This window comes from Amphritea sp. HPY, from assembly GCF_050870985.1.
Classification (GTDB): Bacteria; Pseudomonadota; Gammaproteobacteria; order Pseudomonadales; family Balneatricaceae; genus Amphritea.
Genome location: NZ_CP194015.1, coordinates 5,154,813 through 5,167,989, shown reverse-complemented (window position 1 = coordinate 5,167,989; position 13,177 = coordinate 5,154,813). Strand labels below are relative to the sequence as shown.

The window sequence follows — 13,177 nt, the reverse complement described above, 5'->3', positions numbered from 1 at the left end:
GCCCCTTTAAATCACTGCGACCGGGTAAGAACCAAGCAGTTTCAACTCAACCGACTCTGATTCCAATTCCTGCAACACCTGCTGCACATTTACATCACTGAAATGCCCGACAAAATCGATATAGAACATGAAACTCCAGCCACCACTAGCCACTGGACGGGTTTCTATTCGGGTCAGGCTGATCTTATGCTTATGGAAATGCTCCAGCAGCTCATACAGCGCACCAGCCTTATCCCTCACCGATATCAGAATCGAGGTTTTATCCTGCCCGCTCTTGCCAACTTCCTGATCACCAATAATCAGGAATCGGGTCGCATTATCAGAGCGGTCTTCAATATTTCGTGTAACGATGTTCAGCTCATACAGGTCCGCAGCCATATCACTGGCGATTGCCGCCACATGACCCCCCTCTTCAGCAGCCAATCGCGCAGCTTCCGCATTGCTGCTGACCGCAATTCGCTCCACCGAAGGAAAGTTACTATCGAGCCAGCTACGACACTGCGCCAGCGACTGCTGATGAGAGTATATCCTGGTTATACCGGCCAACCCGCCTTCACCCGCACGCAACAGGTGATGATGAATACGTAACTCAACTTCGCCACAGATTTGCAGATTGAACCGTTTAAACAGATCCAGGGTATGATTAACCATACCCTCGGTAGAATTTTCGATCGGCACTACACCGTAATGCGCACCGCCCGATTCAACTTCACGGAAAACTTCATCGGTAGAGCTGAATGGCACGCAACGCGCTGAGTGACCGAAATGCTTGTTCACTGCCTGCTGGGTAAATGTACCTTCAGGGCCAAGAAACGCCACATGCATCGGTTTTTCAAGCGCCAGGCAAACCGACATAACCTCACGGAATAAACGCGCAACTTCTTTATCCGCCAGCGGACCTTCATTACGATCCATCACCCGCCGAAGTACCTGCGCCTCTCTTTCCGGACGATAAAACACGGCATCAGTCTCACCCTGATACTTCTGCTTTACTTCAGCAACATTCTGGGCACAACGGGCACGATCATTCAACAGGGTATGAATCTGGCGATCGATCGAATCGATCTGATCGCGCAGAATCTTAAGTTCTTTTTCCTGATTACTCACGGTCATAACTTAACTCTCTTAACTATCTGGCTAGGATAACTTATTCTGCTTGTCGGCCAGGCTCAGCCGTGGCGCTCAGCGAAGTCCTGCATAAAGTCAATCAGGGTTTCGACTCCCTGCTCCGGTACTGCGTTATAGATACTGGCGCGCATACCTCCTACCGAACGATGGCCCGGCAAGTTCAGCAGCCCTTTCTCTTCTGCTTCAGCCAGAAACACTTTATCCAGCGACTGATCGGCCAGAATAAAAGGCACGTTCATCCAGGAACGGGAATTCAAAGCAACCGGATTTGAGTAAAACGGATTGTTATCTATCGCACTATAGAGCTTCTCAGCTTTACGCTGATTGATCTCAGCTATTGCCGACACACCGCCCTGATCTTTAAGCCATTGAAAAACCAGGCCAGCAAGATACCAACCAAAGGTCGGTGGTGTATTGAGCATAGAACCGGCATCGGCGGTCACTTTATAATTATATAAAGCTGGCGTTGCAGGCAGCACATCACCCAGCAGGTCATCGCGAATAATAACGACAGTCAACCCGGCAGGACCGATATTTTTCTGTGCGCCAGCATAGATCATCGCGAAACGACTGACATCGATAGGGCGGGACAGAATATTAGATGACATATCTGCTACCAGCGGTACATCACCGGTATCAGGAATGTAATCGAACTCGACACCGCGGATAGTTTCGTTCGGCGTGTAATGCACATAGGCCGCATCAGGATTTAGCTTCAGCTCTGCCTGGGACGGAGCCGAAGTAAAGTTATTGTCTTCAGTTGTAGCAATTACATTCACATCGCAATAACGGGATGCTTCCTTAATTGCCTTCTTTGACCAATCACCGGTATTGATATAATCCGCAGTCGTTTTGCCGCGCAACAAGTTCATCGGGATCATACTGAACTGACTACTGGCGCCGCCCTGCATAAACAGAACTTTATAATTATCAGGAATCTGCATCAGATCCCGCAGATCCTGTTCAGCCTGTTCAGCAACAGAGACAAACTCTTTACTACGATGGCTCATTTCCATGATAGAAAGACCAAAGCCATGCCAATCCAGCATCTCTTGTTGTGACTGTTTTAAAACCGCTTCCGGTAACGCTGAAGGACCAGCGCTGAAATTATAATTACGCGTCATATTGGTTTAGATCATTTAAAGACTATAAGACAAAAATGTGCGGCCTTGGCCGCACATTTTCCTTTGCAATATCAGTTAATCTTCGCTGCTATCGACTTCTGCTCCAGTATCCGCAGGATTATCGACTGAGGCGTCAACTGCAACATCGACTGAAGCTTCACCCTCAACTACCTCGGCACCTTCTGAGATATCTTCATCGGACTCTTCAGGCTCTTCGATTCGCGCCACACCGACCAGATTTTCATCATCAGCAACCCGGATAAGGGTAACACCCTGGGTATTTCGACCCAGCACGGAGATCTCGTCACTGCGGGTACGCACCAATGTACCCTGATCGCTGATCAGCATCACATCATCGCCTTCAAACATCTGTACAGCGCCGACCAGATCACCGTTACGCTCAGTACACTGCATAGCAATGACACCCTGACCACCACGACCGTAGGTCGGGAAGTCAGAGACCGCGGTCTGTTTACCGTAACCATTAACACTGGTTGTCAGCACCCGGCCACCTTCCTGAGGGATAATAAGCGAAATCACCTCAGCATCTTCCAGCAGCTTAATACCACGCACACCACGGGCTGTTCGGCCCATCGCACGCACATCACCTTCCGGGAAGCGGATAGACTTGCCACGGTTAGAGACCAGCATCACTTCAGCAGTACCGTCGGTAATCGCCGCGCCAATCAGGGTATCACCCTCATCCAGAGCCAGCGCAATCAGGCCGGTAGAGCGTGGACGGGAGAAGTTGGTCAATGGTGTTTTCTTAACCGTACCGGCAGAGGTTGCCATGAACACATAGTGATCTTCAGCGTATTCATTAACCGGAAGAATAGTGGTGATGCGTTCACCTTCCTGCAGCGGCAGGATATTGATGATAGGTCGACCACGGGCAGTACGGCTGGCTTGCGGAATTTCATACACTTTCAGCCAATACACTTTACCGAAGTTGGTAAAGCAAAGAATGGTATCGTGGGTACTGGCAATCAACAGCTTTTCAACGAAGTCTTCATCTTTAACAGCCGTCGCCGATTTACCCTTACCACCCCGACGTTGCGCCTGATACATGGTCAGCGGCTGAGTCTTGGCGTAACCACCGTGGGAGATGGTAACCACCATATCCTCTTCGGCAATCAGGTCTGCGACCGTAAAGTCCTGCTGGGACGCGATGATATCTGTACGACGCTCATCGCCATATTCTTCAACAATCGCTTCCAGTTCTTCGCGGATCACTTCCATCAGACGAACAGAACTGTTCAGAATCTCTAGTAGCTCAGCAATCTTTTCCAGCAGATCGCGGTATTCAGCGATCAGTTTATCGTGTTCCAAACCGGTCAGACGGTGTAAGCGCAGTTCCAGAATAGCTTGAGCCTGTGCTGGTGAAAGGTTATAAGCACCGTCATGCATACCGAACTGAGGCGCCAGATCTTCCGGACGACAGGCGTTTTCACCTGCCCGGGCCAGCATATCGGTGACATTACCCGGCTGCCAAGGCGTGGCAAGCAATCGTTCTTTAGCTTCAGCCGGCGTTGGTGAGTTCTTAATCAGCTCAATAATCGGATCGATATTAGCCAGGGCAATTGCCAACCCCTCAAGGATATGCCCCCGTTCCCGCGCTTTACGCAGCTCATAAACGGTTCGACGGGTCACTACCTCACGGCGATGGCGAACAAAACACTCAAGTATCGATTTCAGATCAAGGGTACGCGGCTGACCATCAACCAGCGCCACCATATTGATACCGAATACGTTTTGCAGCTGCGTCTGAATAAACAGGTTATTAACGATAACCTCAGATACTTCGCCACGACGCAGTTCGATCACGATCCGCATGCCATCCTTATCGGATTCATCACGCAGCTCAGTGATACCTTCCAGCTTCTTCTCTTTCACCAGCTCGGCGATCTTTTCGATCAAACGGGCTTTGTTTACCTGGTATGGAATCTCGGTAAAGATAATCGACTCTTTACCGTTTTTGTCATTAGTTTCTATATGATGCTTAGCGCGGATATAGATCCGGCCACGGCCGGTCTGGTACGCCTGCAGAATACCTGCACGGCCATTAATAATAGCGCCCGTTGGAAAATCAGGACCTGGGATAAATTCCATCAGATCTTCGATAGTCAGCTCTGGATTATCGATCAGCGCAATACAACCACGTACAATTTCACTCAGACTATGCGGTGGAATATTGGTAGCCATACCAACAGCGATACCGGCAGAACCATTGACCAGCAACGCCGGCACCCGGGTCGGCATCACTTCAGGGATATGCTCTGTACCGTCATAGTTCGGTACAAAATCTACAGTTTCTTTATCCAGGTCAGCCAGAATCTCGTGAGATATCTTGGCCATCCGGATCTCGGTATAACGCATCGCTGCTGCCGAGTCTCCATCAACTGAACCGAAGTTCCCCTGACCATCGACCAGCATATAACGCATCGAAAACGGCTGCGCCATACGTACGATAGTATCGTATACAGCACTATCACCATGAGGGTGATATTTACCGATTACGTCACCAACCACACGGGCTGATTTTTTATACGCTTTATTCCAGTCATTTCCCAGCTCGCTCATCGCGAACAGAACACGACGGTGCACTGGTTTAAGACCATCACGTACATCTGGTAACGCACGTCCGACGATTACGCTCATTGCGTAATCGAGATATGACTGCTTCAGTTCATCTTCGATGTTAACTGGCAGAATCTCTCTGGCTAAATCACCCATAATAGCTTTGGCTATCCTTGAATCTGACTGCTGAGAATTAAGTGGTTGAACCGGTCTGATTTACGGCCAACCTGAACCGCCCGAGTATACCATAAAGAAATCGCAATATTCCCCTAAAATTAAGACCTTGCCAGCCGCCACCCGAGCAAGTACAGCATCTCTGGCATAATCCCTGATCTGCCCCTGTATTCGCCCCTTCGCCAATGTTAGAATGGCGCAAAATTTTGCTGTTAACGACCGTCCGGTAACCCACCATGACCGATTCTGCACAAGACCAGAAAGCCAACGTAGATCCTCAGGAAATCGCTAAGTTTGAAGAGCTTGCCAGTCGCTGGTGGGACAGAGAAAGCGAATTTAAGCCACTGCATGACATCAATCCGCTACGTGTTGATTTTATCGATCGTATTGCAGAACTGGCAGGCAAGACCGTACTGGATGTCGGCTGCGGCGGCGGCATATTATCTGAAGCAATGGCACAACGCGGCGCTGAAGTATCCGGCATCGACATGGGCGAAGCCCCTTTGAAAGTCGCTAAGCTGCACGGTTTGGAATCTGGCGTCAACGTAAAGTATCAACAGATCACCGTAGAGCAACTGGCTGCCGAGCAACCTGAATCATTCGATGTCGTCACTTGTATGGAGATGATGGAACATGTTCCGGATCCAGCCTCAATTGTTGAAGCCTGCAGCAAACTGGTTAAACCCGGTGGCTTTGTGTTTTTCTCAACCCTGAACCGAAATCCCAAAAGCTACATGATGGCAATCGTTGGCGCAGAACATCTGCTTAAGCTGGTACCTAAAGGCACCCATGATTTTAAGAAATTCATCCGCCCTTCAGAGCTTGCTAACTGGATTCGCCAAAGCGGCCTCAGTTCTCTGGAAATGACCGGACTAACCTACAATCCATTGACCAAGGTTTACAGCCTGAATCCAAAAGATGTAGACGTTAACTACATGATCGCAACACACAAGCCGGTTAACGGATAACATCAACTATGAATTCAACCAGGCCCGCTGCAGTGCTATTCGATCTTGACGGTACTCTGATCGATACGGCACCGGATTTTCATCAGGTAATTAACCGTCTGCTGGCAGAACACCAGCGCCCGGCGGTCAGCTATGAATTCCTGCGACGCTATGTCTCCAACGGTGCCCGTGCGATGGTCAGCGCCGCGTTTAAGATCGATGAACAAAGCACGGGGTTTGATCAGCTACACCAGCGAATGCTGGAGATCTACCTGCAACATCTCGACGTCGACACCCGCCCTTTTCCCGGAATAACAGAGTTACTTAACTGGTTTGGCGAGCAGGATATTCCCTGGGGAATTGTCACTAACAAGCCTGAACTTTATACCACTCCGGTAATGCAGGGCCTGAAACTGACTCCAGCCGCCAGCAGCGTCATCTGCCCAGACCACGTCAGCCAGAAAAAACCCGATCCGGAAGCACTCTTCCTTGCCTGCCAGGAAATCGGCGTCGATGCCAGTCAATGCATCTACATTGGCGATCATCAACGGGATATTGAAGCAGGACAGCGGGCCGGCATGCTAACGATCGCAGTCAGCTATGGCTATATCGACGAAGATGAAGATATCAACAACTGGCACAGTGACCACCAGGTTGATCACGCCAGCGAGATACGCCCCCTGCTAGAAGCAATCTATAGCGACAGACAACCGAACAGAAAACGGAATTAACCATGTTTGACTACCAAGCACCAGACAATCTGTTAGACAAAAGAATCATCCTGGTTACAGGCGCCGGTGCCGGCATTGGCCGCACCGCAGCTATCAGCTTTGCTGCCCATGGCGCAACAGTGATCCTGCTTGGCCGTACCGAAGATAAGCTTGAACAGGTTTATGACGAGATAGAAGCGGCAGGTTATCCACAACCCGCACTTATTCCTTTTAACCTGGAGACCGCCGGAGAAACTGATTACGATAACCTGGCTGCAACCCTGGAACAGGAGTTTGGCCGTCTGGATGGCATACTGCACAATGCCGGCGTACTCGGCCTGCGCACACCGATTGAAAGCTATGACCCTACCGTCTGGCAACAGGTCTTGCAGATCAACGTCAACGCGGCCTTTATGATGACCCAGGCATTATTGTCCCTGGTACAGGAATCTACAGACGCGTCTGTAGTATTTACCTCCTCTGGCGTGGGACGCCAGGGCCGGGCTTATTGGGGCGCTTACTCAGTATCAAAATTTGCCACCGAAGGCATGATGCAGGTACTGGCTGATGAACTCGAGCATTCCGGCAATGTACGGGTAAACTGCATCAACCCCGGAGCCACCCGCACCAATATGCGTGCAACCGCCTATCCCGGTGAAAATCCAGCGACCAATCCAACCCCCGAAGAGATCATGCCACTCTACCTGTTCCTTTTTGGCCCAGACAGTAAAGGCACTAACGGCCAGTCGCTGAACGCCCAATAAACCGCTACTGCAACAAAAAAACGCAGCCCCGGGCTGCGTTTTGTTATGACTGAAGCTTACTGTTCCCGCTTGGGACCAACTTCACGACGTGGACGCTGTCGCTTAGTTCTGCGTTCAGCCTGCACCTTCTCTTTCGGATTCAGCGGCTTGTTTCGCTTCTGCTTCATACCGAGCATGTTGGAGAGCATATTAATCTCTTTCTGCTCCAACTCTTTCCAGGTACCAGCTTTGACTTCACTCGGCATAAAGAAAGGCCCGTAGCGCACCCGCTTCAACCGACTAACCTGCACCCCCTGAGACTCCCACAGGCGACGAACTTCACGGTTACGACCTTCCATTACAACGACGTGATACCACTTGTTTGCACCTTCACCATCGAAGAACTGCACGTCAGAAAAGCGTGCCATACCATCTTCCAGCAAGACCCCTTGCTTCAGTCGGTCAATCATCTCATCATCAACATTACCCAGAATCCGCACAGCGTATTCACGGTCAACGTTAGCAGATGGATGCATCAGGTTATTTGCCAATTCACCATCGGTAGTAAACAGCAGCAACCCTGAAGTATTAATATCCAGACGGCCGACTGCGATCCAGCGCCCTTGTTTCAAAGGCGGCAGATGTTCAAAAACCGTTGCCCTGCCCTCAGGATCATGACGGGTTGAAACCTCACCCAGCGGCTTATTATAGATCAGCACCCGGCGTTCACTATCACGATCAAAAATCATCTTTTGTGGACGACCATCCACCTGAACCTCATCCCGGGCTGAGATGCGATCGCCCTGGGTTGCAGTCTCGCCATTTACTGAAATACGGCCAGCCTCAATCCAACGTTCCATCTCACGACGTGAACCTAATCCGGAACGCGCCAAAACTTTTTGCAGCTTCTCATTACCCATCGACGCTTCCTCTTAATAAATATGGATAACTATAATAGTGTTCCGACAAGACAACTTGCGGCGCACAATAAAAAAGCCCCCCAGCCGCAACCGGGGAGCTTCTAAGTATTCTACCTGAAAACGCTTATTTAATTAAGCAGTCTTCCTTGCTAAACCCTTTAGCAAAGTAGGCCTGAAATACTGCAGGAGTACGGCCGCGGCCAGACCACTTATGTACTTCGCCAGCATCGTCGGTAACCTGATATTTTGGCTCAACCTTTTTCTTAACCGGCGCATCAATCATGCCCAGCAGGTCATCCAGCTCAATACCGGCATCCTGCATACTCTTTTTGATCGCCTCGATCTTGGCCAGCCGCTCACGCTCAACCACCTGCAGCGCTTCTTCTTCTTGCTGTTTCTCTGCCATGATCTCATTCAGATCAGCAATCGCTTTTTCAATTTCTGCGCAGGAAAGGGACTGACACTGCTTTCTAAGGGAGTTCTTACGAGTAAGCAGCTTTACAAAATCGGTCATTTTTAATCACCAGGAAATTTAAATAGGGAACTTACTTAAGTATTCGTTAATATTATTAACTTTTCAAGAAAATATTTAAAACAATCCTTCGTCAACCCCAATTAAATAAAATTAGAAACATCACCAGCCGCTTCCCGGACCACTACCGGCGCATCATCGACCAGATTTATAACCGACGTAGCTTCCATTCCGCAATAACCACCATCGATAACAAGATCGACTTCATGTTGTAATAGATCACGAATCTCGTATGGGTCAGTTAAAGGCAGTTCATCGCCAGGCATAATTAGCGATGTACTCATAATAGGCTCACCAAGAGCACGCATTAACTCCAGGGCAATATTATTTTCAGGTATACGCAAACCAATAGTCCGGCGCTTTGGGTGTAACAATCGGCGCGGTACTTCAGTAGTCGCATTTAAAATAAACGTATAGGCTCCCGGCGTATGAGCTTTAAGCAAACGATAGTCCTTATTATTAACTTTAGCGTAAGTACCGATCTCAGAAAGATCCTGACATACCAGAGTAAAGTTGTGCTTATCATCCAGTTTACGAATTCGCTTAATCGTTTCCAGCGCCTTCTTATCACCCAGATGACAGCCCAGCGCGTAAGCGCAATCAGTAGGATAGACAACTACCCCGCCTTTATTAATGATCTCAACCGCCTGGTTAATTAGCCTTTGCTGAGGATTGTCCGGATGTATCTGAAAGAGCTGGCTCACTGATAAACCTATATTTAAGAAGTTTTCAAAGAAGTGTACTGAATACCGGGCTACAGCTAAAGTAAAGAATTCAGAATATGGGGGGAATTACTTTTATACTTTGGATATTTACCCAACCCGGTCCAATGACAAGCCGTTTTATGAAAATCACTGCCCGCCGATATTACCAAACCATGCTTTTGGGCAAGTTTATCTAACTGAATAATATGACCAGCATCTGCACCAGGATAACTAATCTCAATGCCACCGCCACCCTCTTGAGCAAAACGCTCTACCAGGATTCTGATTTTTGTAAAACTGAGATTATATTTTGTCGGATGTGCTAAAACGGCAATACCGCCGGCATCATTAATTACCCCGATCGCTTCAGCCATCGTAGGCCAACTGACTTTAACATCACCCGCCTTACCAGCTCCCAGATACTGATTAAATGCCTGGTTCTCAGTACTAACTACACCCGCCTCGACCAGAGCCCGGGCAAAATGAGGCCGGCCAACCTGTCCATCACCAGCAATACTAACCGCAGCTTGCAGCAAATCGGGACAGCCTTTCTTAATCAGCTTCTGAGCTATAATCTCGGCACGCTGATTACGCAGTCCGACCAGGCGCTCCAGATAAGCCAGCAACTGCGGCTGCTGATGGTCAAAGCCCAGGCCTAATATATGAACAACCCGAGTATCCCAGAAACACGTCAACTCGGTACCATTGATAAGCTCTAACCCCAACAGACTTGCTTCCTGCTGCGCAGGACCTATTGCAGCAACCGTGTCATGGTCCGTTATCGCCAGCAATTCAACCCCTCGCTCTGCAGCTCGCCTGACAAGATCCCGGGGAGATAGCTCGCCATCGGAACACCGCGAGTGACAATGCAGGTCAGAAAAAGGCAAATCTGCATCATCTCCGGGTTTATAACTGCTCTGGCTCACTTTATAATTCTCCCATCATTTATGCTGGATTATCATTGCTATGAAACTACTGTTAGATTTTCTACCCGTCATTATCTTCTTTATCGTGTATAAAAGCACTGACGATATTATTATGGCGACAGCGGTTCTGATTCCTGCCACGCTGCTACAGATGGCCTACACCTGGTTCAAAACCCACAAAATTGAGATGATTCAAATAGTAACGCTGGTACTGGTTGTTTTACTCGGTGGTGCAACTGTAATATTTCAAGACAAAACCTTTATTCAATGGAAACCAACCGTTGTCACCTGGCTGTTTGCTGTGGCATTCCTGGGCAGCCAGTACATCGGTGACAAAACCATTATCCAGCGCCTGATGCAGGGCGCTATTGAAATGCCCGCCAGTGCATGGCGAAAACTGAATTATGCATGGGTTATTTTCTATCTCATTCTAGGTGCCGTTAACCTCTTTGTAGCCTTCACCATGAGCGAAGAGACCTGGGTCAATTTCAAGTTATTCGGCATGCTCGGCTTAACGTTTGTGTTTATTTTGCTGCAAGGCTTCTATATCTCAAAGCACATAGAGCCTGAAACCAGTGAAAACAATTCAGAATAATAAGGATACTTAAAGTATGTTTTACGCCATTATCAGCGAAGACAAACCCGGCACACTGGAACAACGCATGTCAGCCAGACCGGAACACCTCGCGCGCCTCGAAGCACTGAGAGACCAGGGAAAGCTGCTAATTGCCGGCCCCCATCCTGCCATCGATAGCGAAGACCCGGGCCCGGCAGGCTTTACCGGAAGCCTGGTAGTCGCAGAGTTTGATTCACTGGAGCAGGCACAAGCCTGGGCCGATCTTGATCCTTATATTTCTGCCGGCGTATACCAACGGGTTGTAGTCAAACCCTATAAAAAAGTTTTACCATAAGAAACAGATTTACATGGAGTAATTCCCAAAGGGGGGGATTGCCAACTTTAATACCGGATTTCCTTGCTCGTTTAGCTTGGGTTCAGGTTAATCTGGTATATATAGTCTACTGTGATAGAAACTACGTTCTGAATAAGGATATATACGATGAAAAAAATTGCTCTGACTGCAGCCTTGGCAATGGCAATGGGTATTTCTGCAACGGTTCAGGCCCACCCTGAAAACGAAGGTTACGCTACCAACGGTTCCGAAACAGTCTGGAAGACAGGTTATGGCGAATGCTGGCAGCACGGATTCTGGAAAGCTGAAGATAAAACAGAAGCTTGTGGCGCTGAAGCAGCTGCACCAGCACCAGCACCAGCACCAGCACCAGCTATGAAAATGGCTCTGATCGATGCTGAAGAAAAACATATCGTTTACTTCGATTTCGACAGCAGCCAGGTAACCGATGTCAGCGCTATCGTAAACTACGTTGGCTCTCTGGCAGAGCTGGGTTCGATCGAACTGAAAGGCTACACTGACCGTATCGGCAGCAACGCGTATAACGACGCCCTGTCCCAGCGACGTGTAGAAGCTGTTGACGCAGCCCTCGCCGCTTCCGGTATCAATACTGCTAAAACAGTAACTCACTCCTACGGTGAAGCAAACCCGGTTAAAGCTTGTACTGATGCTGGCGCATCAACAAAGAGCTGCCTGGCTGAAAACCGTCGTGTAGAAGTCTCTATCAGCGGTAAGAAGCAGGTCCACGTACAACAATAAGTAGAACAGTAAAGTCTGATATAAACCGATAATCCAGGTATTTTATACTTGGGTTATCGGTTTTTTTATATCTGGAGATTGCGTTAAATACTATGAAGACAATATTCACCGCACTGCTTACCCTGCTAATCAGCCAGAGTCTGATCGCCGCTGAACAGTATCAGGAACAGAAAGTTCTCTATCATGTGAACTACCATGAGCAATTCCGGATAAGCGAAACCCTGGTCAACGTCGCCAACCACCTCGAAGCGCTCGGAGAAGAGCGGGTCGATATTAAGGTTATGATGCATGGCAAAGCGGTCGAGTACCTGATTGAAGCCGTAAAAGATGAAGGCAAGCAGATGCAACTGGACTCACTCAGAATGAGCGGTGTTCAATTTCTGGTATGCGGAAACACCCTCAACGGTTACAACATCACCCTTGACGATCTCTATGAAGTTGAAGCAGAAGATATGGTTCAGGCCGGACTACCTGCTATCGTCGATCTGCAACAGAAAGGCTACATCTACGTCCGCCCATGATTTTTTTCAAAAGCCTGCCAGACTGGCTTAGCTGGATTCCACTAGGGACTGTTCCGTCTATACCAACAAAACAAGCGGCTGAACTATCGCAGCAATACACCTTTCTCGATGTCCGGAGCCTTTCGGAATTCAAAAAAAGCCATATACCCGGTTCGATATCAATCCCACTGTACAAACTAAACAGAGACAGAATATCTCAGCTACCGACAGATAAGCCCTTTATCTGTATCTGCCTTTCCGCTCACCGCAGCAAACCCGCCGTTCGCAAACTTCTGAAAGCAGGGCTGAATGCCCGAGAACTGGAAGGCGGAATGCTTAAATGGTGGAAGCTTAAGCTAGCAACGGAACAGACATAGTTGCTAGACCGCCGCTCCGCGGCTAGCTAGACACTGCTTCGCAACTTGCTAGTCGCTAGAAAAACCCTTCTTTCCAGACAATTCAAAAAGCCACCCTACAAGCCATTGCAGCGCTCCACAAAAAAACCGCCTAAAGGCGGTTTTT

15 protein-coding genes are annotated in these 13,177 nt (G+C 48.9%); 8 read left to right on the top strand and 7 right to left on the bottom strand.

Annotated features, from left to right (window positions below; all coding sequences use genetic code 11):
* Positions 1-6: 6 nt before the first annotated feature.
* From pheA to gyrA, 3 genes are all read right to left on the bottom strand, one after another.
* Positions 7-1,107 (bottom strand): prephenate dehydratase, encoded by a 1,101-nt coding sequence (gene pheA, locus ACQUQM_RS23030; RefSeq protein ID WP_432474871.1) that lies wholly within the window; start codon positions 1,105-1,107, stop codon positions 7-9.
* Between the two features lie 62 nt (positions 1,108-1,169).
* Positions 1,170-2,252, bottom strand: coding sequence for a 3-phosphoserine/phosphohydroxythreonine transaminase (gene serC, locus ACQUQM_RS23025; RefSeq protein WP_432472205.1), 1,083 nt, complete (start codon positions 2,250-2,252; stop codon positions 1,170-1,172).
* A 75-nt stretch (positions 2,253-2,327) separates the two neighbouring features.
* A complete protein-coding gene (gyrA, locus tag ACQUQM_RS23020; RefSeq protein WP_432472204.1) occupies positions 2,328-4,985 on the bottom strand; it encodes a DNA gyrase subunit A in 2,658 nt (885 codons plus the stop codon).
* Positions 4,986-5,239: 254 nt separating this feature from the next.
* Here gyrA and ubiG point away from each other — a divergent pair, with 254 nt between their 5' ends.
* Genes ubiG through ACQUQM_RS23005 form a run of 3 tightly spaced genes read left to right on the top strand, consistent with a single transcriptional unit; the run spans position 5,240 to position 7,424 of the window.
* Positions 5,240-5,971, top strand: coding sequence for a bifunctional 2-polyprenyl-6-hydroxyphenol methylase/3-demethylubiquinol 3-O-methyltransferase UbiG (gene ubiG / locus ACQUQM_RS23015; protein WP_432472203.1), 732 nt, complete (start codon positions 5,240-5,242; stop codon positions 5,969-5,971).
* 8 nt (positions 5,972-5,979) lie between these two features.
* Positions 5,980-6,681: an HAD family hydrolase gene (locus tag ACQUQM_RS23010; protein ID WP_432472202.1), complete on the top strand. Its 702-nt coding sequence runs from the start codon at positions 5,980-5,982 to the stop codon at positions 6,679-6,681.
* 2 nt (positions 6,682-6,683) lie between these two features.
* Complete coding sequence (locus tag ACQUQM_RS23005) at positions 6,684-7,424, top strand: YciK family oxidoreductase (RefSeq protein ID WP_432472201.1); 741 nt, start codon at positions 6,684-6,686, stop codon at positions 7,422-7,424.
* A 56-nt stretch (positions 7,425-7,480) separates the two neighbouring features.
* On the opposite strand, the gene rluB is transcribed toward ACQUQM_RS23005, so the two are convergent.
* The 4 genes from rluB to ACQUQM_RS22985 all read right to left on the bottom strand — a co-directional run bounded on the left by rluB (position 7,481) and on the right by ACQUQM_RS22985 (position 10,485).
* A complete protein-coding gene (rluB, locus tag ACQUQM_RS23000; protein ID WP_432472200.1) occupies positions 7,481-8,323 on the bottom strand; it encodes a 23S rRNA pseudouridine(2605) synthase RluB in 843 nt (280 codons plus the stop codon).
* A 124-nt stretch (positions 8,324-8,447) separates the two neighbouring features.
* Complete coding sequence (locus ACQUQM_RS22995; RefSeq protein WP_432472199.1) at positions 8,448-8,837, bottom strand: H-NS family nucleoid-associated regulatory protein; 390 nt, start codon at positions 8,835-8,837, stop codon at positions 8,448-8,450.
* A 101-nt stretch (positions 8,838-8,938) separates the two neighbouring features.
* Positions 8,939-9,559, bottom strand: coding sequence for an L-threonylcarbamoyladenylate synthase (locus ACQUQM_RS22990; RefSeq protein WP_432472198.1), 621 nt, complete (start codon positions 9,557-9,559; stop codon positions 8,939-8,941).
* Between the two features lie 56 nt (positions 9,560-9,615).
* The gene (locus tag ACQUQM_RS22985; RefSeq protein WP_432472197.1) at positions 9,616-10,485 is read right to left on the bottom strand and encodes a PHP domain-containing protein; all 870 of its coding nucleotides are present in this window, start codon (positions 10,483-10,485) and stop codon (positions 9,616-9,618) included.
* Positions 10,486-10,525: 40 nt separating this feature from the next.
* Between ACQUQM_RS22985 and ACQUQM_RS22980 the strand changes: the two genes are divergently transcribed.
* From ACQUQM_RS22980 to ACQUQM_RS22960, 5 genes are all read left to right on the top strand, one after another.
* Positions 10,526-11,080: a septation protein A gene (locus ACQUQM_RS22980; RefSeq protein ID WP_432472196.1), complete on the top strand. Its 555-nt coding sequence runs from the start codon at positions 10,526-10,528 to the stop codon at positions 11,078-11,080.
* Positions 11,081-11,096: 16 nt separating this feature from the next.
* Positions 11,097-11,396 (top strand): YciI family protein, encoded by a 300-nt coding sequence (locus ACQUQM_RS22975; protein ID WP_432472195.1) that lies wholly within the window; start codon positions 11,097-11,099, stop codon positions 11,394-11,396.
* Positions 11,397-11,543: 147 nt separating this feature from the next.
* Positions 11,544-12,155: an OmpA family protein gene (locus ACQUQM_RS22970; RefSeq protein ID WP_432472194.1), complete on the top strand. Its 612-nt coding sequence runs from the start codon at positions 11,544-11,546 to the stop codon at positions 12,153-12,155.
* 92 nt (positions 12,156-12,247) lie between these two features.
* Entirely contained in the window at positions 12,248-12,676 is a 429-nt protein-coding gene (locus tag ACQUQM_RS22965; RefSeq protein ID WP_432472193.1) for a DsrE family protein, read from the top strand.
* On the top strand, positions 12,673-13,032 hold the full coding sequence (locus ACQUQM_RS22960) for a rhodanese-like domain-containing protein (RefSeq protein WP_432472192.1): 360 nt from the start codon (positions 12,673-12,675) through the stop codon (positions 13,030-13,032). The genes ACQUQM_RS22965 and ACQUQM_RS22960 overlap by 4 nt, the downstream gene beginning before the upstream one ends.
* Positions 13,033-13,177 lie beyond the last annotated feature (145 nt).